The organism is Solibacillus sp. FSL R5-0449 (assembly GCF_037975215.1).
In the GTDB taxonomy this organism is placed as follows: Bacteria; Bacillota; Bacilli; order Bacillales_A; family Planococcaceae; genus Solibacillus.
Map to the genome: position 1 here is coordinate 3,249,382 of NZ_CP150239.1, position 24,331 is coordinate 3,273,712.

At 37.6% G+C, this 24,331-nt stretch carries 25 protein-coding genes; 7 read left to right on the forward strand and 18 right to left on the reverse strand.

Features of this window, described 5'->3' with window-relative positions; genetic code table 11:
* Position 1: 1 nt before the first annotated feature.
* The 4 genes from MKY27_RS16295 to acpS form a co-directional block, all read right to left on the reverse strand.
* Positions 2-289 (reverse strand): hypothetical protein, encoded by a 288-nt coding sequence (locus MKY27_RS16295; protein ID WP_008405780.1) that lies wholly within the window; start codon positions 287-289, stop codon positions 2-4.
* A gap of 166 nt (positions 290-455) precedes the next feature.
* Positions 456-1,574, reverse strand: coding sequence for an alanine racemase (gene alr / locus MKY27_RS16300; protein WP_339196342.1), 1,119 nt, complete (start codon positions 1,572-1,574; stop codon positions 456-458).
* A 230-nt stretch (positions 1,575-1,804) separates the two neighbouring features.
* Positions 1,805-2,797, reverse strand: coding sequence for an outer membrane lipoprotein carrier protein LolA (locus MKY27_RS16305; protein WP_339196344.1), 993 nt, complete (start codon positions 2,795-2,797; stop codon positions 1,805-1,807).
* A gap of 65 nt (positions 2,798-2,862) precedes the next feature.
* Positions 2,863-3,216, reverse strand: coding sequence for a holo-ACP synthase (gene acpS, locus MKY27_RS16310; RefSeq protein ID WP_339196346.1), 354 nt, complete (start codon positions 3,214-3,216; stop codon positions 2,863-2,865).
* Between the two features lie 90 nt (positions 3,217-3,306).
* On the opposite strand from acpS, the gene MKY27_RS16315 reads away from it, so the two are divergent.
* Positions 3,307-3,930 (forward strand): rhomboid family intramembrane serine protease, encoded by a 624-nt coding sequence (locus MKY27_RS16315; RefSeq protein WP_339174033.1) that lies wholly within the window; start codon positions 3,307-3,309, stop codon positions 3,928-3,930.
* Between the two features lie 44 nt (positions 3,931-3,974).
* Here the strand turns inward: MKY27_RS16315 and MKY27_RS16320 are convergent, their stop codons facing one another.
* The 3 genes from MKY27_RS16320 to MKY27_RS16330 form a co-directional block, all read right to left on the reverse strand.
* Positions 3,975-5,453 carry a PH domain-containing protein gene (locus MKY27_RS16320; protein ID WP_339196349.1) on the reverse strand — a complete coding sequence of 493 codons (1,479 nt, stop codon included), beginning with the start codon at positions 5,451-5,453 and terminating at the stop codon, positions 3,975-3,977.
* Positions 5,443-5,922 (reverse strand): PH domain-containing protein, encoded by a 480-nt coding sequence (locus tag MKY27_RS16325; protein ID WP_339174037.1) that lies wholly within the window; start codon positions 5,920-5,922, stop codon positions 5,443-5,445. Before MKY27_RS16325 ends, MKY27_RS16320 begins: the two co-directional genes overlap by 11 nt.
* A 227-nt stretch (positions 5,923-6,149) precedes the next feature.
* Positions 6,150-7,694 carry a DEAD/DEAH box helicase gene (locus MKY27_RS16330; protein WP_339196351.1) on the reverse strand — a complete coding sequence of 515 codons (1,545 nt, stop codon included), beginning with the start codon at positions 7,692-7,694 and terminating at the stop codon, positions 6,150-6,152.
* 36 nt (positions 7,695-7,730) lie between these two features.
* Between MKY27_RS16330 and MKY27_RS16335 the strand changes: the two genes are divergently transcribed.
* The gene (locus tag MKY27_RS16335) at positions 7,731-7,904 is read left to right on the forward strand and encodes a hypothetical protein (protein WP_339196353.1); all 174 of its coding nucleotides are present in this window, start codon (positions 7,731-7,733) and stop codon (positions 7,902-7,904) included.
* A gap of 153 nt (positions 7,905-8,057) precedes the next feature.
* On the opposite strand, the gene MKY27_RS16340 is transcribed toward MKY27_RS16335, so the two are convergent.
* The 4 genes from MKY27_RS16340 to MKY27_RS16355 all read right to left on the reverse strand — a co-directional run bounded on the left by MKY27_RS16340 (position 8,058) and on the right by MKY27_RS16355 (position 12,149).
* The gene (locus MKY27_RS16340) at positions 8,058-8,753 is read right to left on the reverse strand and encodes an alpha/beta fold hydrolase (protein WP_339196355.1); all 696 of its coding nucleotides are present in this window, start codon (positions 8,751-8,753) and stop codon (positions 8,058-8,060) included.
* Positions 8,754-8,844: 91 nt separating this feature from the next.
* The gene (gene murF / locus MKY27_RS16345; RefSeq protein WP_339196358.1) at positions 8,845-10,215 is read right to left on the reverse strand and encodes a UDP-N-acetylmuramoyl-tripeptide--D-alanyl-D-alanine ligase; all 1,371 of its coding nucleotides are present in this window, start codon (positions 10,213-10,215) and stop codon (positions 8,845-8,847) included.
* A 12-nt stretch (positions 10,216-10,227) separates the two neighbouring features.
* Positions 10,228-11,301, reverse strand: coding sequence for a D-alanine--D-alanine ligase (locus tag MKY27_RS16350; protein ID WP_339174050.1), 1,074 nt, complete (start codon positions 11,299-11,301; stop codon positions 10,228-10,230).
* Positions 11,302-11,399: 98 nt separating this feature from the next.
* Positions 11,400-12,149, reverse strand: a complete 750-nt coding sequence (locus MKY27_RS16355) for a hypothetical protein (protein ID WP_339174051.1) — start codon at positions 12,147-12,149, stop codon at positions 11,400-11,402.
* Between the two features lie 289 nt (positions 12,150-12,438).
* Here MKY27_RS16355 and MKY27_RS16360 point away from each other — a divergent pair, with 289 nt between their 5' ends.
* Positions 12,439-13,629 (forward strand): FtsW/RodA/SpoVE family cell cycle protein, encoded by a 1,191-nt coding sequence (locus MKY27_RS16360; RefSeq protein WP_339174054.1) that lies wholly within the window; start codon positions 12,439-12,441, stop codon positions 13,627-13,629.
* Between the two features lie 94 nt (positions 13,630-13,723).
* Here MKY27_RS16360 and MKY27_RS16365 read toward each other — a convergent pair whose 3' ends face one another.
* The gene (locus tag MKY27_RS16365; RefSeq protein WP_176141992.1) at positions 13,724-13,861 is read right to left on the reverse strand and encodes an Lmo0850 family protein; all 138 of its coding nucleotides are present in this window, start codon (positions 13,859-13,861) and stop codon (positions 13,724-13,726) included.
* Between the two features lie 469 nt (positions 13,862-14,330).
* Between MKY27_RS16365 and MKY27_RS16370 the strand changes: the two genes are divergently transcribed.
* Both MKY27_RS16370 and cls read left to right on the forward strand, forming a co-directional pair.
* Positions 14,331-15,131: a YwqG family protein gene (locus tag MKY27_RS16370; RefSeq protein ID WP_339174056.1), complete on the forward strand. Its 801-nt coding sequence runs from the start codon at positions 14,331-14,333 to the stop codon at positions 15,129-15,131.
* Between the two features lie 77 nt (positions 15,132-15,208).
* Positions 15,209-16,675 carry a cardiolipin synthase gene (gene cls, locus MKY27_RS16375; RefSeq protein WP_339174059.1) on the forward strand — a complete coding sequence of 489 codons (1,467 nt, stop codon included), beginning with the start codon at positions 15,209-15,211 and terminating at the stop codon, positions 16,673-16,675.
* 100 nt (positions 16,676-16,775) lie between these two features.
* Here cls and MKY27_RS16380 read toward each other — a convergent pair whose 3' ends face one another.
* From MKY27_RS16380 to MKY27_RS16390, 3 genes are all read right to left on the reverse strand, one after another.
* Complete coding sequence (locus MKY27_RS16380; RefSeq protein ID WP_339196362.1) at positions 16,776-17,651, reverse strand: M15 family metallopeptidase; 876 nt, start codon at positions 17,649-17,651, stop codon at positions 16,776-16,778.
* A gap of 25 nt (positions 17,652-17,676) precedes the next feature.
* Positions 17,677-17,931, reverse strand: coding sequence for a hypothetical protein (locus tag MKY27_RS16385; protein WP_339174064.1), 255 nt, complete (start codon positions 17,929-17,931; stop codon positions 17,677-17,679).
* A gap of 268 nt (positions 17,932-18,199) precedes the next feature.
* Complete coding sequence (locus tag MKY27_RS16390; RefSeq protein ID WP_339174067.1) at positions 18,200-18,994, reverse strand: helix-turn-helix transcriptional regulator; 795 nt, start codon at positions 18,992-18,994, stop codon at positions 18,200-18,202.
* A gap of 571 nt (positions 18,995-19,565) precedes the next feature.
* Here MKY27_RS16390 and MKY27_RS16395 point away from each other — a divergent pair.
* Entirely contained in the window at positions 19,566-20,216 is a 651-nt protein-coding gene (locus MKY27_RS16395; protein ID WP_339174070.1) for a LytTR family DNA-binding domain-containing protein, read from the forward strand.
* A gap of 329 nt (positions 20,217-20,545) precedes the next feature.
* Complete coding sequence (locus MKY27_RS16400; protein WP_339174073.1) at positions 20,546-22,066, forward strand: succinate CoA transferase; 1,521 nt, start codon at positions 20,546-20,548, stop codon at positions 22,064-22,066.
* A 142-nt stretch (positions 22,067-22,208) separates the two neighbouring features.
* On the opposite strand, the gene MKY27_RS16405 is transcribed toward MKY27_RS16400, so the two are convergent.
* From MKY27_RS16405 to MKY27_RS16415, 3 genes are all read right to left on the reverse strand, one after another.
* Positions 22,209-22,616: a 3-oxoacyl-ACP reductase gene (locus MKY27_RS16405; RefSeq protein ID WP_339174076.1), complete on the reverse strand. Its 408-nt coding sequence runs from the start codon at positions 22,614-22,616 to the stop codon at positions 22,209-22,211.
* Positions 22,617-22,962: 346 nt separating this feature from the next.
* Entirely contained in the window at positions 22,963-23,244 is a 282-nt protein-coding gene (locus tag MKY27_RS16410; RefSeq protein ID WP_339174078.1) for a GNAT family N-acetyltransferase, read from the reverse strand.
* A 99-nt stretch (positions 23,245-23,343) separates the two neighbouring features.
* On the reverse strand, positions 23,344-24,258 hold the full coding sequence (locus MKY27_RS16415) for a DUF1002 domain-containing protein (RefSeq protein ID WP_339174080.1): 915 nt from the start codon (positions 24,256-24,258) through the stop codon (positions 23,344-23,346).
* Between the last annotated feature and the right edge of the window lie 73 nt (positions 24,259-24,331).

Genomic DNA, 24,331 nt, shown 5'->3' on the forward strand with positions numbered 1-24,331 from the left:
GTCATCCCCCGCTTACGAGACGCTCCACCATATGTTCCGCTTCATACTCTGCATGCAAGCACTCACTGCAAATTGTCAGATTAATTTGCGACATTTCCACATAGCCCTTTATTAAAGCTTCCCGTATTTGATTTGGTTGCATATGCTTTGTATAATTTTGAGTCGCCAAATACGCCATCATATAACCATTCTCAGTATTACGCCCAAACGTTCTTTCGAATTGCGTTACTAGCTCATTTGGTATGTCAATTACTACTTCTTCTACTTCTACTAATTCCTTCGCGTACAAAACAAGCACCTCCACCGAACATCCCATTTCCCATTCATTCTATCATTGATTGCCTACAATGAAAAGACAGGAAAATTAAAAAACTGACAATTCTCGCAATAAAGGAATAAATATGGACATACTTGTTTTGTATATTTGAAGTTATTTACAGTAATATTACATCGATTTATTTATATACCCTAGGAACTCTAGCCGTAATTACACATGGCACTTCGTAATTAATTGTTTGGAGTTTATGAGCCCAATCATCTATTGTGATTTCCTCTTGCTGTTGGCAGCCTATTAGTACAACTTCTTCCCCAACATTATATGCTTCCGGAAGTAAAATCATACTTTGATCCATACAAATTCTTCCGACAATTTTCGCCCTTTTTCCTCCAACAAGTACTTCTTGACCCGAAAGCTTACGAATCATACCATCTGCATAGCCGATCGGAATCGTTCCGATGTAGCAGTCCTCTTCTGTCGTAAATGTTGCCCCATAACCTACCGATTGACCAGCTTGCATTTTTTTTATATGTACAAGTTCTGTCTGCAGAGATAATGCCGGTTTAATCGGAAAAGGCAATTTTGTGCCTACATAATCCGAAGGCAATAATCCGTACATGGAAATACCGAATCGTACCGCATCATAGTGCAAAGAAGGATCTTTCACTAATGCGGTTGCTGTATTGGCAACATGAACTAGACGAGGCTTTTGTGGCAAAGCCTCTAAAAAGTCCTTGAATAGGGTAGCCTGATTGTCAAAGTACATCGAATCCTCTTCATCTGCAGTAGCAAAATGCGTAAAAATTCCATCCACTAAAAAGTTTTCGGAAGAATTAATCGTTGTATATAATTCCAAAAGTTCTTCTTTAGCTGATACACCGATACGTCCCATACCTGAATCCACTTTGATATGAAGTTTTAACGGATTCAAAAGCGGCGTATACTGCTGTGCTTCCTGCAGCCATTCTGTCGAAAAGACGGTAAGGGTAATATTTTCCGAAGATGCATACGGAATAAAAGCATGTGGTGAAGCACCTAAAACTAAAATATCAATATCCTTAAAATTTTCTCTAATATGTACTGCTTCGTCCGGTGTTGCGACAGCAAGCATTGTTGCTCCGGCCTCAATTGCCGTTTTTGCAACTTCCACATCTCCATGACCATATGCATTCGCTTTTACTACAGCAATTATTTGGACATCCGGTCCTAAATAGTTTCGGAGCGAAGTTAGGTTATGCGTGATTGCTTGCAGATCAATTACTGCTTTTGTTGGTCTGTAATATATTGGAGTATCCATTCGACTTTTACCCTCTTTTTTTAAGTTTAAACTTATTGTTATTTATGTAATATTCAGTCAATCATTTTCAAATCCGTATACGAAAGAAACCATCTTGCGCAAGAACGCGCAAGATGTCTCTTATTAAATATAACCATAAAATACAATTTAAAAACAAGTTCAGAAAGACATAATTTAAATTTATTTCATAAAAAATCAGCAGAGGTATAGAACCCCTGCTGATTGAGTTTTTACTTAATACTGCTTTCCTGTACACTTGCAGCTACTTCCAGTAATTCATCCTTCGTTAATTTTGTGGAAGCGATAAAGAAGGTCATGCCATCTTTGTCCCACTGGATGGAATTATCAGTAATCGCCCCTATTGTATATCCTAAATCAGCCGGATCCCCTGATACAGGTAATATTGTTTCATCAGATTGAATCGGCTGCTGCATTAGTGTAAACGGCTTTTCCCCTTCGAATGTCAGAATAACACGTGTGTTTCCGTCTTCCTGTACTTCAAATTCGTCTGTCAGCTTTGTATGTGCCCAGTCAATCGTCGGGTAATACACGCTAAACTCAGTGTCCACCACTTCGGCTGATGCGGCTTTCTTTTCCTCTTTTTCAGAGAATTTTTCTACCGCATATTCTTCTGCAGTATGCTGCACGCCTAATTTAATATCTGCAAATGTAATTACCACTTGTTCTTGCAATGATTCATCCATAACACTTACCTTTGTTGGGAGCATCGTTTTCTTATCAACTACAATTTGCTGTACCGGTAATGCCGTTTGGTCAACATTTCGTGTCGCAACTTCAAAAGTATAGCTTGCATCATCTTCAGTCATGACCGCTTTTGAATCTGCCACTAAATCCTCAGCCAGTGCACCAATTATATACGCTTGACTATTTTGCTTTGGCCATTCACTTTGGAATTTATGCGTCTTACGTAATGATGGTGTAACAACAAAGACTCCCTCTTCATTTCGAACGATTAACTGTTGTTCTGACTCGCCTTTTGGATTAACTGCCACTCGGTAAAAGTCCGGTTTTGTATGCCAAACTTTTACATCGTAAATTCGTGGCTCTGCACCTGTCCGAACTTCCATCGAAGCACTTAATTCATAACCTTTTGCGTCATTCCACTTCTTGTTAACATCCTCAATCACTTCATCCTTTGTAGCTTTTCCACACGCGGCCAAAAAGAGACAACAAACGACAACTACTAGCAGTCGGAGTTTCAAAGATTCACCCTTTCGATTATCTATTTCGATAAATTACTATATGAGCCAAGGTGTGCATGTATGTATTATTGCATTAAGATTACTTGGGCAGCTGCCGTTGTCCGTGTATGAGTAATGGAAATAAACCCGTTCACCTCTTCGCCATCAAAGTATAATACAGGTTTTCCTTGCTCTGTTTTTAAAATTTCTATTTGATGAAGTTCACAGCCTTTACCGATTCCTGTACCATTTGCTTTTGAGTAGGCTTCCTTTGCTGCAAAACGGCCTGCCAAAAATTCCACTTGGCGCCATCCCGATAATGTATCAAAAATGGCCAGTTCTCTTTCCGTTAAAATTCTTTGAGCAAATTTTGCTGATCGCCCTGACATTTTTTCAATTCGGTCCAATTCTACTAAATCTAAGCCAATCCCTTTTATCATTTAATAGCTCTCCCTTTCTTTTAATCATTACTCCAATGTATAATGAACAAAAATACGTTTTATTTTGTATCGACTTAATTGAGGTGGAACATGTTTATTCGTAGAGAAAATTTTAAACAGTACATTGCGTTATATCCGGTCGTATCGTCAATTATAGCAATTAATCTCATTGTTTTCGTCCTAACATTAGTCCCGGGTTTAGGCCAAGAGCTGCTTTATGCGGGTATGAGCGTTAATGGACTCATTGCAGCCGGTGAATGGTGGCGTATTATTACGTCCATGTTTTTACATGCCGGTTTTATGCATGTCCTTTTTAATATGTTCTCCCTATTTCTGTTTGGTCCGGAGCTCGAGAAAATCGCCGGCAAAATGCGCTTTTTAACAATTTACTTTTTAGCCGGAATTTTTGGTGTCGCTGCTACATACGCAACACAGGATGCCTATTATGCAAGTGTTGGGGCAAGCGGAGCGCTGTATGGAATTTTCGGTGCTTTCGGTGCACTTGTTTATTACACAAGACACCTATTCCCGCAGTTAAGACAAATTATATTGCCTTTAATCGTGATTAGCATTATTATGACATTTTTAACGCCAAATATTAATATCGCTGCACATTTAGGCGGTTTAGTAACCGGTTTTATTTTAGGGGTTGTATACTTTAATCCTAAAAATATGGGACGCTGGCGCAAACAGTCCATTAAACGGGTAAAATAAAAACAGGGTTCGCGAAAAGAAATTTTTCTCGCGGACCCTGTTTTTTAATGTTCATACCAGGATAGCACTTTTTCCACTTCCTGTTGTTCCATATGACGTGCTGTCGCCGAAGCTCCAGCAATGCCTGACATCACTACAATTTTTACAGAGCCTACATCCCGTCGCTTCTGGAAGTAGGTTTGACTGCCTTGCGTAATTTGTACACGTTTTTTTAAAGCATAAAAGGTTACACGGCTTATGAGGCGAGAGACAATCGTAATTTGCTGATCTTTCACCTTATATCCTGTCGTTTTATACTGCCATCTTCCAAGAAGAATGATTGGAACGATTAGCAATAGTGACAATAATCCGTATGGATAGAAAAAGTATGATATGGCACCGATTAACGGGACTAGCCATACAAAATCAATCCGATAGAAAAAAGGCTGTGCTTTTTTTGGTGGCTGAACAAGTTGGGTAACTTGAAAATCATAGTCCGGAAACAGTTCTGCCAATGGTGAAAACACTTCTTTTTTTGCAATTAACGGAAATAGGATGATCTTTTTATCATTCTCCCCGCTGAATCCTCCTCCAGCGCTTTCTACCGCAACAGATGCCAAACCAAGCATCTGCTGGAAAGGGTTTTCCGCCAATTTAATCGCCTGAACCCGGTTTAACGGGATTGTCACACGTTTTTTTTCGATTAACCCTCTCGTAATAATGAGCCGGTCATGCTGCTTGCTGACCGTAAAGTTATAATAGTTTAAAAACGTCAAACCAACCGAAATTGTCCATGCCAACATTAGCGCAAGAGCAATTAAAATCATGACTACAATATATCCGTATTCCACTAAAAAGGCCAATTCATCATAAATCAGATCAAATGGAATGAACTCCGCAAATTGTGAAAGGACAGCAAAAACCCCGGCAATTACTACCCCAACACCGCTGGAAGTTGTCGCTAACAATAACAGTTCCGGTACTTTCATTTTGTGTAATACTACCGAATCCGCCTCTGGTTCTTCTTCCGCCAGTTGTATCAGGTCACTTTCAAGAGGCTGCTTTTGCTTTGCCCTTTTCATTTGAATTTCCACTTCGTCAGCAGCAGCTTTCGTTACAGCTGTCAATTCCGCTTCCGGTTTACCGTCCTTACTTCCCGCCGTTTCTACTTGTACTTGTACAAGCTTGAATAGCCTGTGGAAAATACCTTCTTTATAATTTAAATTTTGTATGCGGTCAAATGGAATGTAACGCTTTTTCTTTACAAACAGACCATATTCCACACGTAGTTCACTGTCTTCAAACCAATAAACAAATGTCCACCACTTAATTAAACCGCTCACGACCGTTATCGATAAGACAACTACTAAAATGAAGAGTGGGATCATTTCGCTGAAAAAAGTTTCGCTACGATAATCAAGATTAATATTAAAGCCGTTCGCCGCAACAATGATTACGATCGGTATTAGAAGATCTTTCAATGCTTTTACAACATTGATGATTGCCGTAACAGGATGAAGTTTGTATTTTTCTTTAGACATCATCTTCCGCCACCCTTGCAAGTTCAGAAATTTTAGTCCTCAATTCATCGGCATCTTCAAGTTTCAGCATAGGAATCGTATGTACTGTCGCCGCAGAAGATATCGATATATTCGCCAGCATGTACTTCTTTAAAATCGGTCCTTGCTCAGTATCAACATGCTGTACGCGCACCATCGGAATTAATGTTCGTTTAACGACAAAAAGACCGCTTTGAATTTCAATTTCCTGTTCTCGCACTTCATAGCGCCATACTCTCCAGCGGATGCCCGGGAAAACAATAACCGAAAACGCAATTGATAACACTACAAGCGCAATGGCAATCCACATAATCCATTGGGGCCAGTCAAACCGGACTGTTAAAAATACGATACCACCTGTTAAAAGAGCGATAATAAATGTTTGAATGATTCCATATAGTCGCCATACTGTTTGCGCTTTTTTAGGCAACTGATATTTTGGTTGATCTCTCATTAGCTTTACACCTCTTTCTCTCTATTATGCTATACGTATCAAACGTTTAAATGTTTCATTCTGCTTAATCTGGGATGCCCTAAAACTTTCCCCTTCCCTCATAGTATAGTTAATTGGTAAATTTGTTAAATAATTTATAAAAAATTTATTTCCCGGAAAATATATTTATATAAAAATCCCCACAAAAAAACACACCAACAGTAAATTGTTGGTGTGTAGAAATAATATTAGTCTTCACGACGTGGACGTGGACGACGATCACGAGATCCTTCGCGACGAGCACCGCCTTCACGACGACCTCCATCACGGCTTCCGCTACCAGAACGGCTTCCGCCACCTTCACGACGGCGATCTCCTCCGCGACGGTCACCACCGCCACGGTTGCCACCACGGTTACGGTCATTACCGCCACGGCCGCGGCCTCCGCCACCATGTGAACGGTCACGACGCATTGGTAATGGACGCTCTTCTGATAAAGATACCGGTGTAGCATCCGGTTCTTTAGTGATTGATTTAAGTGCTGCTGCTACTAAGTCAAGTGCTTCGTTATTTTCCAATAACTTAGCAGCTAACTCGCGGTAAGTACCTAAATCATTATTTTGAACTAATTCCACCAATGTTTGCACTGCATCTTCTTGTAAGCCTACTAATGCTTCTTCAGATGTTGGTGGACGTAAAGGTGTCATACGTTTTTTCGTAGTTTCTTCTACGATACGTAAGTAGCCCATTTCACGAGGCGTTACGAATGTTACAGCAACACCAGATTTACCTGCACGGCCTGTACGACCGATACGGTGAACGTAAGACTCAGGATCTTGTGGAATGTCAAAGTTGTAAACATGCGTTACACCTGAAATATCCAATCCACGAGCAGCTACGTCTGTTGCGATTAAAATATCGATTTTACCTTCTTTGAACTGACGTAAAACCGAAATACGTTTCGCTTGAGATAAGTCACCGTGAATACCTTCTGCTAAGAATCCACGTAAACCTAAAGCTTGGCTTAACTCATCAACACGACGTTTTGTACGGCCGAAGATGATTGCAAGTTCTGGTTTTTGAACGTCAAGTAAACGAGATAACGCATCGAATTTTTCACGCTCTGTTGCTTTTACGAAGAATTGCTCAATGTTTTCCATTGTTAATTCTTTCGCTTTAATTTTTACGATTTCAGGATCTTTCATGAATGTCTCTGCAATTTTACGGATTGCTGGAGGCATTGTCGCTGAAAATAGTAATGTTTGGCGATCAGATGGTACATTTTCTAAAATCGCATTAATATCATCGATGAAGCCCATGTTTAACATTTCGTCCGCTTCGTCTAAAACTAAAGTTTGTACTTCGTCTAAACGTAATGTACGGCGGTTAATATGGTCTTGAATACGACCTGGTGTACCAACAATAATTTGTGGTTTATTTTTCAATGCACGGATTTGACGGCCGATTTCTTGACCACCGTATACTGATAATAATTTTACGCGCTTGTCATAACCTAATTTATAAAGTTCTTCTGAAACTTGGATTGCTAATTCGCGAGTCGGAGCAATTACTAATGCTTGGATATTCGGGTTTTTTGGATCGATTTTCTCGATTAAAGGAATACCAAACGCAGCTGTTTTACCAGTACCTGTTTGTGCTTGACCTAAAACGTCACGGCCAGCCATTGCAAATGTAACTGTTCCTTCTTGGATTGGTGTTGCTTCTTCAAACCCCATACGCTTAATAGAACGTAATGTCGATTCACTAATGTTTAATTCTGAAAAATTTGTCAAACTCTTCATTCTCCTTTTTCCTGTATAAGTTGACAAATGGTTACATTTTCAGATGAAATGGCGGCAAATTTCGAGCCATTGTATGTGGAACGTTTCCGTTACTTAAAAATTCTCTCTGCTTCATGGCAGAGTTTCTTATATGAAAAGGAAAGCCCGGTCATTGCCGAGCGGTTCAATTCTACCGTTTCTAATTGGTTGTTGCTTTTGTAAAAATAGAATAAAACCGTTTATCAAAAAAAAGCACTCTTCACCTATAAGTCTGAAGAGCCTTCGCACAAAATGTATCCATTGCTTTTATTAGTCTAACACGGGTTGTAACGGTATGCAATGATATTGCTTTGTATCAAAATAGTCAGAAATTTATTACTCCAATAAAAATTGATACACTTGCTCAAACCATTGCTCACAATCATCACTGTAACAAATATGATGTTTTCCACAATCTGAAATATACATTTGCTTTTTCTGCGACTGAATCTGTTCAAATAAAATTTGTGCTGTTGCACTTGGCACAATACCATCCAGCTCCCCCTGTACAATAAAAGTGGGACACTGAATATTCTTTATATAAGGTTCTGTTCTCTTCACAACCTTCATAAATTCAATCGTCGCTGTTAATGGAACATTTTTAAATTTAAATTTGTACCGTGCAAACAATTCGTTTTCTTCTAACTTCTGATGCACCATATCCTGGGCAATTGCGCGAACATCTTTTACTAACTGCGTAGGACTCACATACTTTGCTGCAGCACTTAGGAGTACCAATTTTTTTACTGGGTAACGTATAGATAAGTACATCGCAATGACACCACCCATTGAAAAACCAACGACTATGACTTCATCGACTTGCTTTTTCAACTGCCGATATGCGATTTCCGCCTCCATCATCCAATGTTCTGCTTTATAGCCTTTCATCGCCAAATGCTCTGCATCACCGTGACCGGAGAATGTCGGAATACTTATGACCCAATCTATTCGTTGCTCTATATATTGTGCAAAAGGCTCAACTTCATACGGTCCACCTGAAAATCCATGTAAAAACAGGACACCGATTTTCAACCAATCACCTGCTTCCATTAAACTGTTAGTATCTATAATAAGCTACATCTAAAGTCGAAAAAAGTTATTGCGCTAAAAAAACGAGCTAGCACTAGGCTAACTCGATTGAATGAATAATTTTTTCCAACTGCATTCCACGAGAACCTTTTACTAAAAGGATGGAATCGTCTGTTGCATGAGATTGGATTTTCTCGATAATCGGTGCGTACTCATTTTCGGAGTACACTAAATGCTCAGCATCAAATGTTTCTTGCAGTTTATTATAGAGCCACTTCATGCGTGGGCCATATAAGCAAACATAGCGGATTTCATCAGGATTGATATGTGCCGCAATTCCTTCATGCATCTGCTTTTCATCGTTTCCAAGCTCAAGCATATCCCCAAGGACAAGCCACTTTTCATTGCGGATTGTTGTTTGCTCGACAAATTGGATGGCAGCATGCATCGAAGTTGGCGCAGCATTGTATGCATCATTTATAAACAATAAGTCACCAACCGGAACAAGCTGCATCCGCATATCTGTTAAAACTACTTTCTTTAATGCTTCGCGAATTTGTTTATCAGTCAATCCTAATGCCTTACTTACGAGCATTGCACTTAATGTATTTTTCACCTGGTGCTCGCCTAAAACCGAAATGAAGAAATCACCTTGGATCAGTCCATCTACATGGAAGCTGCTGCCTTGTGCTGTCGCTTCTATTTGGGAAGCTGTCAAACTCTGCGCTTCGCTAAAGCCAAATGCCTGTGTTTTTAACTGCGGTGTTTTTGCAACTAAGTTTTGAAGTAATGGTTCATCACCATCAAAGAAAAGAACGCCTTCTTCAGACAATCCTTTTACAATTTCAAACTTCGCCTTCGCAATCCCTTCACGTGATCCTAAGTCTTGCATATGAGCTTCACCGATATTTGTAATAATGGCATAATGCGGTCTTGCAAGCTTCGTTAAAAATTCAATTTCACCAAAGCCGCTCATCCCCATTTCCAAAACGGAAACCTCCGTATCCTCATCAAGCTGCAGGATTGTAATCGGTAAACCAAGCTGATTATTAAAGTTCCCGATCGTTTTTTGTACTTTAAAGTATGGAGAAAGCGCTCCCGCCAAAATATCTTTTGAAGATGTTTTCCCGTTTGAGCCGGTAATCCCGATAAATGTCGCTTGATGCTCATTGCGGTAACACTCCGCCATTTTTTGAAGTGCAAGTTCCGGATCCTTTACGAAAATCAATGGCAAATGTTCGGGCGGATTCGGTTCATCAATCATCCATAAAGAAGCAGCCGCGCCTTTTTCAAATGCCTGTTCAACAAAACGGTGCCCATTTACGGCTTCTCCACGGAAAGGAATAAATAAATCCCCTTTTGCAATTGTCCGTGTATCAATGGAAATACCTGTGACAATCGTTTCAGGAAATGACTGATCTTCTATCGTTAACCATTCTGCAATTTGCTGTAAACTTTTTTTCACTTTTTATCCCACTCAATCTCTGTTGTATTGAAGCTGTTGTTTTTCTGTATAACGTTCCAGTGCAAAATCGATCAGCTCTTTAATTAGCTGTGGATATGTTACATCCGTATGCTGCCATAATAATGGATACATGCTTACTGGTGTAAATCCTGGCATTGTATTGACTTCATTGATGAAAATTTCGTTGTTTTCAGTTACGAAGAAATCTGCACGCACTAATCCTGCGCCGTCAATCGCCTTAAATGCTTTTTTCGCCATATCTACCAAGTCCGTATATACCTTATTTTCTAATGGTGCTGGAATAATTAATGCTGTCGAGCCATCTTTATATTTTGAATCGTAATCATAAAACTCCGTCATCGGCTTAATTTCACCTGCTACCGAAACGTTAGGTGTATCGTTTCCTAATACAGCAAGCTCAATTTCCCGTGCCGTTACGCCTTGTTCAATGACGATTTTGCGGTCGTACTGCAATGCAAATTGAACAGCTTTTTCTAGTTCCGCTGCATTGTTTGCTTTGCTGATGCCTACACTTGATCCTAAGTTAGCCGGCTTAACAAACATCGGATAACCTAAAGACTGTTCGCACTTTTTAATCCAAGCTTCTTTCTCACGTTCCCATTCACTACGAATGAAATATTCATAAGGTAATTGCGGCAAGTTTGCCATTTCAAACAGCTGCTTCATTACTACTTTATCCATGCCTGCAGCTGAACCAAGAACACCGTTGCCTACGTAAGGAATGTTCAGCACTTCCAAAAAGCCCTGTACCGTTCCATCTTCACCATTCGTACCATGCAGTAAAGGGAAGATTACATCGAATGGAGTTTCCATATGTTTTGCAATAAATTGCGAAATATTATTTTCAGACTGGTCTGATGTCGTTGTAAACTGCAATTGTTCAATTGTTTGAGCGGGTTCTGTTAATTGAGGTCCAACACGCCATTCACCCTTCAATGTTATAAAAACAGGGAAAACGTCAAACTCATTAAAATCCATTGCTTGCGTTACCGCCTTTGCAGTTGAGAGTGACACTTCATGCTCGGCTGACTTACCACCATATAATAAACCAATTCTTTTTTTCATTTTTTTGACCTCCAGTTTTCACTAACCTTATTTTATCACGAATACACTAAATGCTGACATCGGATAAAAAACACCCACTGCCCTGTTCGCTGTGAGTGTTAACTAATTTGTATTAATTCATCATAGCCTTGTTTTAATATTTCATCTAAATCATCCCAAACTTCATCCGGATAATCATAATCACTCAGCACTCGAACTTCGATTGCGTAATGGGAATTTGGTTTATCTAGTTTATATAATGACAGCAATGCACCTTCCTTAGCAAAAGGCCGATATTGTCTTAATGTCGAAGGATCGATTGTCGGTGAGTTATTTTTATTCTTTCTTCTCCAAAAGCTCCCAACACCTTCTTTATCTCTTATCATTTGATTAAATAGATTCGAAACAAGTATTTCAGAATCTCCTATAAAACGATAATATACTTTTGTCAGTTTGTCAGTTACAGATGAGTAATAAGCGTAGCGATTTTGCAATTTGCCGAAAAAAGGCGATGCAAGCGGTTCACGCTTATGACTAAAATAAAGGAGTTCTGCCTGTTCAAGGGGAGTTAACGTATTGACGTTTTTTTCTGTCGTAAAATCTACCCAGCATAAATCTTTCTTTAAGTCGCTTTCCTTTTTCAAAAAATCGCGCATATCTTCATTTGTTACAAAATCAAATTGTGTATGCATATTAAAAGAGCCGTTGTCATAAGCGTGCTTTAATAGCAGAACATTTTTTACTGGCTCGACTGAAACCATAAACTCCTTCAGTGTAAGACCACTATAAATAACAAAATGTTCGACATCGTTCATATGAATATATAAATGATGCATAAAATCTTCAGCAGATTTCATTTTCTTCGCCACGATTTGCACGCCCCTTTAATATGAATAATATGATTATTATATGACTTCTCATTCAAATTTGAAACATTTTCTCACCTGTTTCGTCCAACTTTTAAATTAGTCTTACTAAAGTAATTTTTATAAGAATATGATAAAGTAAATAAAGCTTAAAACATTACGGCAGTTCCCGTGAAAAGTTTCCTATATTTGCACTTCTTTTACCGGGAAATGTTGTGCTCAAAGAACCTTCAATTTGTTGGTATCTTCTGGCCCTTGAACGGGTTAAATTTAATAATTTAAGGTGAATCGAATGGATACAAACAATTATAATTTTAATAAACGGTTCGACTGGCCACTTACTACAATCCTCCTCATATTTTTAGGGGTAAGTGTGCTTGCAATCGCATCTGCACAAACTTCAGGTCAATATGGAATAAATTTCATACCGAAGCAAATATTAAACTACGCTATTTTTGCTTTTATTGTTGCCTTTGTCATGTACTTTGACCCTGATCAGTATAAAAAAATGGCTTGGCCGTTGTACGGTTTCGGAATATTATTATTAATCGCCCTTGTCATTATTCCGACTTCAACTGGTTTAACTGTTGAAACAAACGGAGCAAAGAGCTGGTATAAAACACCAATCGGTAATATACAGCCTGCCGAATTTATGAAGACATTCTACATTTTAGCTTCGGCCTTTTTAATTAGTAAGCACAATGAAACTTACCAGATCAAAACGATAAAATCCGATTTAGTGCTGCTCGGCAAAATAGCACTAACATTAGGCGTGCCGCTTGGCTTCATTATGCTGCAGCCTGACTTAGGTTCTGCGCTAGTATTCTTTGCCATTACCGCTGCACTTGTGATTGTGGCAGGTGTAACGTGGAAAATTATTTTACCGCTGTTCGGCGGGGCTGTCGTTATAGGCGGTTCGTTATTATGGATGGCACTGTATATGCAGGATTTTTTGGAAAAGACATTTGGTTTCCAGCCATATCAATTCGCTCGTATTTATTCATGGCTTGATCCATACTCGTATGCAACATCAGACGGCTACCACTTAATTACTTCACTAAATGCAATTGGATCGGGTGAGGTTTTCGGTAAAGGTTTCATGTCGCGTGAAGTATATGTAGCAGAAAACCATACAGACTTTATCTTTGCTGTAATTGGCGAAGAATGGGGCTTTATCGGTGCGAGCGCGGTTATTTGTCTTTATTTCCTATTAATCTATCACTTAACGAAAATGACGTTAATGTTAAAAGATCCGTTCTGTACTTATGTATGTGCAGGAATTATCGCCATGATTACATTCCATGTATTTGAAAACATCGGTATGACAATCCAACTTCTGCCGATTACAGGGATTCCGTTACCTTTCATTAGCTACGGAGGTAGTTCGATGATGGGGAATGCATTAGCGATCGGTTTAGTGTATAGTATGAAATTTCATTACCGGACGTATATGTTTACAACAAATGATCCGGACGATGAATAATACAAAAGGACCCGTATATGACACGGGTCCTTTTCCTATTGTTATAAATAAAAATAAGGTACGATGAACGGGTTTTCATCACACCTGATTTTCATTAATTTTGCGTTTGTGGAGTTTGTGTTGGTGGTGTTAAAACTTTTAAAAGCTCAAGACGAGATTTCGTAACTGTCGCCGTAACACCTAATTTTGATAAGTTTGTAACAATACGCTTTAAATCAATCTCTTTCGCCATTTGATTACACCTCAAACTTTCCGTTGTTAATATATATAACGTTTTTTCATGTTAAAAGTTTCAAATTAATAAGGTCAGACCTTTTACTACTTCATATGTTACCACGTATAAGCTAATTTTTCTTTCCTGTTTTGTGACAAAACTAAAACATAATTAAACTTAACCGTTAATCAATAATAATAAACCTATTATTTAGAGAAATTTTTTTCTTATAAATTTTATAATTACTTTTGAAATAATCTTTATAATCCTTTTCGGATACATGTTATTTAATAATTTTATTTTTCCTTGTAGTCAAAATGAATTGCATTATATTTCCAACTATGTTTAACAAAAATTACAAGTGGAAATATTGAAAATATCATAATCATTTTGTGAAGTAATTCCGTTTAGAATAAACAAATTTTAGCCACAAGGGCTTTTTCATCCATCATTCATATAGATGTTACTTCATTAGGAGGAACTTCAAATGCCACATATAGAAAAAAATATTTATATACCGAAAGAATTGATCCATTATCATACAAGTTTAAGTCACTCAGCTGAACAAGCAGCCATTTTACAACCGGTGAAACAACCTGCGTTCTTACATGAAAGTAAATTTGCCGGTCTTCCTTTTTTGACAAATAAAATGGAACATCCAAAAGATAAACATAATCGCTATATGCTTTTTCTAGCGCAGCTTAATTTTGCGGAAATCCAGCTTGATCACCCATTTCCGCAGGATGGAATATTGCAATTTTATATCCCGCAGCAATGTTACGAAAAGGAGAAGTCACATTCTGAATGTCGCTCTTTTAAAGTGCAGTATATCCCTTATCAAGGTCACTATAATGAATTTATTCATGATTTCACTTATTTAGAAGATGTAAACATCAGCAGTTTCCCGATTCAGCAGGAGATGAAGCTCATTGCAAAAACACAATTTGAGCCGGTTTCTGCAACGGATTACCGATTAAATAATTATTTCAAACCCGAAATTATGGATGCACCGATCACGTTGGATGACCGTTCATTTCAGGATGTATATTTGGAATGTTATTTAGCGGCGGAACATAAAATCGGCGGCTATCCGTATTTCATACATCAGGACTTCAGGAAAACTTCACCTTATTTGCAGCATTACGACACATTATTACTGCAAATCGTTTCCAACGATGAGCAAAAGATTATGTGGGGAGATAGCGGTATTATCAGTTTCTTCATCAACTCAAAAAAATTAGCACAATGCGATTTCTCGGATATTTACTTTCATGTTGAGGAATATTAATCATCAAGAAGCACTCGCTTGTAGTGTTTCTTTTTTTGTTTTGCTTCCATAGGCTATAATGATAAGAAAGAAAGTAGGTGAATCTTTTGAGCGCAATTACCCAAAGTTCCATACTCGTGCCACTTATAATGTTTATAAATATTCTATTTGCCCTGACTGTCATATTTTTAGAGCGCAAAAAGCCTTCATCGACCTGGGCATGGTTGCTCGTTCTTTTTTTCTTACCGTTTGTTGGATTTTTCCTCTATTTATTGTTAGGAAGACAATTGAGAAAAAAACATTTATTCCGGTGGGATGGCAGAAAAGATATCGGGATTGAACAGCTGATTAATTATCAGATTGAAGCAATTGAAAGTAATGAGCTGGAACTGCGTACAGAAAACATTAAAAATTATAACCATCTTATTTATATGAATTTAAAAACAAATAACGCTGTTTTGACACAGGACAATGATGTGAAAATTTTCGTTGATGGCAGTGACAAGTTCGAAGCACTTATAAATGATATCCTACATGCGAAAAACCATATCCATATTCAATATTATATTTTTAAACTGGATAATTTGGGGCAACGTATTTTAAATGCTTTAATAAAAAAGGCGAAACAAGGTGTAAAAGTACGTGTACTGTTTGATGAAATGGGATCCCGCGGAGTTCGGAAGCGGCATTTTAAAGAGCTGATCGAAGCAGGCGGTGAAGTAGAAGTTTTTTTCCCTTCGATTTTACCTCTTATCAATCCGCGTCTAAACTTTAGAAATCACAGAAAAATTTCCATAATAGACGGGCGTGTCGGCTATATCGGCGGATTTAACGTCGGGGACGAATACTTAAGTTTATCGGATCGATTCGGCTACTGGCGCGATACCCACTTGCGTATTGAAGGGAGTGCTGTCCATCCATTACAGACTCGATTCATTTTGGACTGGAATCAGGCAAGCGCCAAAAATGATATTTGCTATGCAGAACGCTACTTCCCGATTATTCCTCTAAAAGGAATGGCAGCTTTGCAAATTATTTCAAGCGGGCCTGATACAGAATGGGAAGTCATTAAAAACAACTATTTGCATTTAATCTCAAATGCAAAAAAATACGTGTACATACAGTCCCCGTATTTCATTCCAGATGAATCGTTTTTTGATGCGATTCGAATCGCTGCCCTATCCGGAATCGACGTTCGGATTATGATTCCAAATAAACCTGACCATATGTTCGTCTATTGGGCGACCTATTCATATGTAGGACCACTCGTAGAAGCTGGAGCTAAAGTGTATCAATATGAGAAAGGCTTTATCCATGCAAAAATGATTGTCGTGGATGATGAAATCGCTTCAGTCGGTACCGCTAATATCGATGTCCGAAGCTTTAGTTTAAACTTTGAAGTGAATGCCCTTCTTTATGACGGGGAATTGGCACACAGTCTTGCTGAAATATTCGAACGTGATATATTAGACTGCTCAGAGCTCACATATGAACTGTATAATAACCGTTCTAATTTCATTAAATTCAAAGAATCCATTTCACGTTTATTATCCCCAATTTTATAGAAAGGGTAATGAATGTAATAGTAGCTGAAGTTGAAAACCTTTTGCGCACAGAAAAAACCAATTTTCTTCCGAGAGAAAATTGGTTTTTTTGATCCCTATATTATTGAATCCCTAAATATTCTTCCAACGTTACGCCTGCTTCATATACCTTTGTGGCCAATTCCCCTTCTAAATAGCGGAAGTGCCAAGATTCATGCATGAAACCTGTGATTTCTTCTTTTCCTTTTGGATATCGTAAAATGAACCCGTATTTATGGGCATTTTGCGCCAACCACTGCCCTGCTTCGGTGTCGCCGAACTCATTTGTCAGCCATAATTCTTCACGACCTTTTTCCCCTATATCAAAAGCAAGTCCAGTTTGATGTTCGGAATATCCCGGTCTTGCACTATAGCGATCAGCCGCTTCTTTCCCGTCTCGCTTCACATAGCGGTCATATAGCGTTTGTTGATATTCGTAAGAACGGAAACCACTAAAAGCAACAAGCTCTAGCCCATTTTCCTTCGCAGCTTTTGCCATCTTTTCAAAAGCGGCACGCGCTTTAGGATCTTCCCCCTTATTGTATGTGGCAGGGAGCGGATTTTTCTTATTCGCAATTAAAACCCCTTTCACAAAAGTAGGTTCTGTTGCAGGTTTTTGGCCAACAATGTACCCATTTTCCAGCTCTACCTCTTCTGTAGCAGGTGGTGTTTCTTTAGCCCGTTCTTTAATTGGCTGTTCCGAACTTGAAGAAGGGTCTTCAGCGCTATCCGGTTCATCGCCATTTCCACTTTGTGGCTTCAATGGTTCTTCTTTTTCGTTTATTGTATTTTGTGTCTCTTTATTTTCCAGTTCATTTGGTTCAACAGATTTTTCTTCTGTAGCTGTTTGTGCTACTTCAAATTTATAATAAATAGATCCTAGGATCGCGATTAAAATAATAATTGAAATGGATACAATCATTGCGATCGGACTTTTTCTGTTTGCTTTTCTGTTCATTCCATTTCGCCTTCTTTTTCTATTTTTATCCTGTGACAATAATCAATAATACAATTACTGATAAAACCGCAAAAATCATCGACATCCTCTGCATCCATTTAGCTTCTTTTTCATGTCCCTTTTCTTTGAAGGTACGTGAACGGAAAAAATTCGTAAACGTAAACATAATTGTCATTGCTAAAATGGCCGCTTCCATATTTTGCTTCACAATGAAAAATAGTGCGGTTAAACTAGCCCCTGCAACTAAAATGAGTGAAATCGCTCTTTCGTATTTTTTCATTTTTCTCTCCTTACATGATGATTGCATGTAAAAGCAATCTAATTTTCAATCCTTGTTTAGTATAAAACTAGCGTAAATGATAATGCAATTTTGAAAATCTTTTAGAATAAACTAGATTCCAAATAAAAAACTCTACATGTAATAATATATACCATGCAGAGTTTTCATATATTATTCTTTTTTTTCTGAAACTTTCAGGTGTAAGAAGAATAAGGAAATACAATTAACCAATCTGCCCTACACTTAAGAATACGCAAGCTTTATAATATTAAACACTTTCGTACTCGACTTCCGGAATTTCAAATCGGAAAAATTCATGATGCAGCTCATCACGGAAATGTTTAGGTGTCACACCAGTGTACTTCTTGAAGATTCTAGTGAAATAACTCTGATTACAGAAATGGAACTGATCTGAAATTGACGTAATACTTTTATTCGTATGACGTAAATAATATTGAGATTCCTCTACACGGCGAACATTTAAGTATTCCACTAACGTGATACCAACATGCTCACGGAATATACGCGATAAATGACTCGTACTAATATGGAAGTTTGCTGCAATACTTTCAACTGTCAAATCATTTTCCAGCTCATCATTTATGTACATAATTACTTTGTTTACTGTTTGGTGACGGAACGTTGGCTGTTTACGGTCCGCAATAAAGTACACATAAAAGTCAATTAAGTCATCTGCAAATTGCAGAAACTCGGCATCCTTCATCTTGTTTTCAATCATATCTGCACATGCTAAATTGAAGGCAAAGGCTTTTTTAGAAGGAACTTGATTATCTAAAAGCTTACGCGCAACAATTGAGGATAACGTAACAAAGTACGAGCGCACTACTTTAATGACTTGTTTTCCGAAGCGTGCGGATAATATGTCTATAATTTCATGTAATGTCTTCTTTGCTTTCGCTACTTCTAAATGATAGACTTCAAAAATCAATCGAGATTCCAGAACAAAAAAATCTTCGATACCAGCATATTGATTGATATTGTCAATCTCTTGAAAATATCGTTTTGAAATTGTTTCCGAGATTGAATATTGATGTAGTTGCATAAGTTACCCCATCTTTCTTCAGAATGACCTTCTATTACTTATTAAAAAAACAAGCCTTATACAAAATGTACAAGAATTTGTCATAATTGCGCAGATTGGTTATGTACCTTTCACGAGCCAGTCTGCACTTCATAATAAGTGATATCATTATATTAATCATAAGAATTGTCCATAGGAAATTTCTTATATTAAGCAAAGTAATTATTTATACTATTATAATATGCATTGTTTTCCGCACAATAGTACATTTTATTAGTAACCATAGTGAATATTACCATATTACAAGATTTGCTTTCAACCTAATTTTAACAATTACTCTAGGACAAAATTATTAGGTTACTTCCAATTATAGAAATAATGGAATTTAAAAAATGCATATTTCACCTAATCATACTCTTTTAGCATAGTAATTTTCACGCTATTTTTTCACTAAATTTTTTATGAAAATAATTCCTTTTATTATCTCTAATAAATATTTTTCAAATTAAAAAATCTTCCCAACCCAATTTCTTTAAATATGTAGTAAAATAGTTCATAATTGTATAAAATGCTTATAAAGAGGTGTTATAAAGTGGATCCAAGACAAATAGAAGAAATTATGGAAGTCATTAAAGAATTTTTCCCTGAGAATACATCAATTGCTATTTCAGATACCAATGAGTATTTATATTACCAGCCAAGCAAAAAGGTAGACTTGAAAATCAAAGCAGGTGACCCGATCAAAGAAGGTTCTGCTGCGTACAAAGCGTTAACGTATGGTCAAAAAATCAATTCATACATTGAATCGGACGTATTCGGAGTTCCGTATTACGGAATGAGTATTCCTCTCATTGAAGAAGGTGAAACAAAAGGTGCTATTACAGCAATCTTCCCTCAAAAACCTTCTCCATTTTTAACAAATTATATCACAGTAAAAATTGATGACTGCTGGTATCCAATTAAACACAACCAAGTGATTTATTTGGAGACACAATTGCGTAAAACATTTGTAAAAACGATGCACCGTGAAGGGTATCACCGCTTGAACTTAAGTGACCTAGAGTTATTTTTAGCTCCTGATTCGTTCATCCGCTGCCACCGTTCTTACATTGTAAATATCGATTATATCGATGAAATCCAACCAGATTCACACTCAACTTTCCTATTAATTATGAAAGACGGTACGCGTATTCCTGTAAGCCAACGCTATGCAAGCTACTTCCGCCGTTCTTTAGGGTTCTAAAATCATTTAAAAGCGACTCGTACATACACGAGTCGCTTTTTCATTTCCCCATTTAGTCTTTTGACCTATTTCCCTGATTTTAATTGTGCAAATTTGCTGAACAAATTCTACTCTACACTTCACAACCAATCTTTTTTATCTCTTTTTTACACTAAATTTCTCTATTATTCACCTTTTAAGCGCTTTTATGTTGGGCGTGAAGTAAATGTGACAATTTGATGATAATATTAGCATAAATGCCGGTTTACTACCTGGTAAAATACACAGAAAATTAAAAAAGTTTTCTGTTTATCAAACGATTAAATAACTTATTAGGGGAGGATTTATTAATGGATCCACGAGTTGAGAAACGTTTAGGTTTAAAACAATTAGTAGATAAAGTTGTATCTGCTGAAGAAGCTGCTGCTTTAATCCAAGATGGCACAGTAGTAGGGATGTCAGGATTTACTCGCGCAGGTGACGCTAAAGTTGTACCAATGGCATTAGTAGAGCGCGCTAAAAATGAAAAATTCAAAATTGATGTATATACAGGGGCTTCATTAGGTCCTGAAGTTGATAACTACCTGGCTGCTGCTGGCGTTATTAACAAACGCGGTCCTTTCCAAGGAGATGCGGTAATGCGCGGTTTAGTTAACAAAGACGAAATTTCTTATGTAGACGCACACCTTTCTCACAACGCTGAGTTAGTACGTCAAGGAATTATCGGTCCTATTAAACACTTAATTTTAGAAGCAGTTGCTATTACAGAAGATGGCTTAATTATCCCATCTAACTCTGTAGGTAACTCTCCTATCTTCGCTGAGTATGCAGAGAATATTATTATCGAATTAAATATCTCTCATCCAGAAGCATTGATCGGTATTCACGACATTTATGTTCCAGGTGAACAAGGTAAGCGTGACGCGATCCCAATGACAAATGCTGAGCAACGTATCGGTGAAATCGGTATTAAAGTTGATCCAGCTAAAATTAAAGCAATCGTTATTTCTGAAGAGCCAGACGCTCCTTCATTAATCGTTCCTCCAGATGAGGAAACACAAACAATGGCAAACATTTTATTAGACTTCTTCCGTTCTGAAATCAAAGCGGGTCGTTTAACAAATGAATTAATGCCATTACAATCAGGTGTAGGTTCTGTAGCAAACGCAGTATTAGACGGCTTTGCTGATGCAGAATTCGAAAACTTGGTAGTTGCTTCTGAAGTTTTACAAGATGCAGTATTCAACTTAATTGATGCTGGTAAAGTACGCTTTGCTGCTGCAACTTCTATTACACTTACAGAAGAATTACAGAAAAAAGTTTACGGCAACTTAGAAAAGTATGCCGATAAAATTTGCTTACGTCCACAAGAAATCTCTAACCACCCAGAGCTTATCCGTCGTTTGGGCTTAATCTCAATCAACACTGCTCTTGAGTTAGATATTTATGGTAACGTAAACTCTACACACGTTTCAGGTACTAAAATGATGAACGGTATCGGCGGTTCTGGTGACTTCGCACGTAACGCTCGTCTTGGTATCTTCGTAACGAAATCATACGCAAAAGGCGGCGCGATTTCTTCAATCGTACCAATGGTTTCTCACGTAGACCATACTGAACACGATGTAGACGTAATTGTAACTGAACAAGGTATCGCTGATTTACGTGGACTTGCTCCAAAAGAGCGCGTAAAATTAATCATCGAAAACTGTGCTCACCCAGATTTCAAAGAGCAGTTATGGGATTACTATAACCGCGCTTACGAAGCAACTGGCGGCGCGCACACTCCTCATATCTTAGAGGAAGCTTTATCTTGGCACGTTAACCTTGCTAAAAACAAAACAATGAAAAAAGAAACAGCTAACGCTTAATCTTTATATATGTTAAAGGGTTTGTCTGAAACGATTTATTAACGTTTCAAGACAAACCCTTTTTAATTGCTAACCACAAAAAATATAAAAAAAGGCGGCTAATTTCCCGCCTGCCTTGTTTTTATATAAAGGATCGGACTGCTTATGCACGTTTGTCCTGTTCATGGTTGTAATATTCCAGTGTTGTTTGACCGCCTTCTTCAACCATTTGGTTACCCTCTAAAGTATGGTCTGATACTTCTCCAGCTGTCGATGCAACTTCCTCCAGTGATTCTTTCTTGTAATCATCTTTCCCGACTGAAGCTGATTTCGCAACATTTGTATCCAAATCACCAGTTGATGATGGATGTGCATCTTCATTACTGTAACCAGCAGATTTGCCTTGAACTTTCTCCATCAAGCCCTGCACGCCACCGCTTTCGTTTACTTTTCCTTTTGCTTTATTCAAATAATCCATTGCTTTATCACGATTTTCCTTTTTACTTAAAAATGAAGCGGCACCCGCTAATAATCCTGCAACTACAACGCCTTTACCTTTTAATTTAGCCATAATAATATTACCTCCTATTTCGGAATTTAATTTCCCTTTTCATATAAATTAATATACCCTGCGAAATTCTTTTAAAACATTCGGTGTTATAGGATTAAAAACTACCTGAATTGGATAAATATATATAAATAAAAAAATAAAGGAGTGGTCGCTATGTTCCACAACAAAGAAATTACATATAAAGGTACCGAAATCCTTTCGCTTCTCGGTGTTTCCGCAGTAGTTACAGCTCTGATTTCATTATTTGTAGGTTTTTAATTAACATGCTATTAAAACAAAATAAAGTTATAATTCCATAATAAAACACGATTTTCTAAAAAAAGAAAATCGTGTTTTTTGTATATTGCTATACTTTTACATCGTCATACGCATCGCTTTTTTGGAATGAAGAAACGACATATGAACAAAGGGCATTCATTTTGTAATTGTTTTCCCGTGCATAATCCGCAGCAGCATCTAAAAGCTTTTTGGCTACCCCTTGACCGCGCAGTACATCAGAAACATACGTATGATCCATATTCATGACACCATCACGTAAAAACCAGGTAATCTCAGCAACACGTTGACCGTCCTTTTCATATTCCAAAGCACCATAGTTGTTCCCTTTGTCTTTATAAATAAATTCCATATTTCTCCCTCCTTCTGTACTTCACAATATACCATAATTTGAATTTTCAATAAAAATAAAAGCACCCGAATTTATGAGTGCTTTCACTGAACGACTATTTTATTTGAACCAGGATGAAATGGTATTGATTAAATTATTGAAGAAGTTTTTGACGCTTTGCCAAAATCCTTCATCCTCTAATATCGCCCCGAACTTTTCATCGAATTTTGCCGTTAAATCCGAAAGCTGTGATGATAATTTACCGAAGTCGATATTTAAATTACTAATTCGGTTCATTAAATCCACTAAAAGCTGACGGTCTTTTTCACTTAAATTGATTTGCAGTTTGTTCAATTGTTCTTCAACAATTTGCTGAACTTCTTCTTTTGTTCCCGGTTTATTTTCTGCAATAGCTTTTTTAATTTCTGTTAATAATTCAGAAACTTGTGCATCTGAAACGCCTGCCGATTCAGCAATTGATGTAGCAACGGATAATTCGTCATTTGCAACATCTGTACGCTCGATATCTAATGTCTCACCTGTTTTTGCTTCATATGCTTTGTATATCCCGACTAATGCCGAGTGACCTGTTACCGGTTTTGGTGCAGCAATTTCCACAATCGCATCTTCAATACCTGCTGTTAACATGGCATTTGCATACATTTCCGATGTTACCTGTGTAATATTATCTGGTGTTACGATACTAATCGTAAGTCCTTTACCAGCATCTTGACGCGTAATTTTAGCAGATGAAAACATGCGTGAACTTGGGTTACTATCTTTTATATATTTAGCTAAATCCTGTCCTGAAATTGTAATTTCATCTACTTCTGATTCCTGATCTACACGTAAAGCAGTTTTCACTAATTCCTTTTCATCAGCAGATAAATTGCTTCCATAAACAACGATTGGTACACCGAGCTTTTCATTGATTGGATTTTTTTGTTCTGTAGTAGCCGCAGAAGCGCTCATTGGTAAAACGAAAGAAATCAATAAAGCGAATGCTGCGATGACTGCCATCCATTTTTGTCTCATTTGTATATCCCCCTTTGCGAATGTATATATTGTCCAACTTTGCTATACATTCTTTAAATAATACGAATAAAAA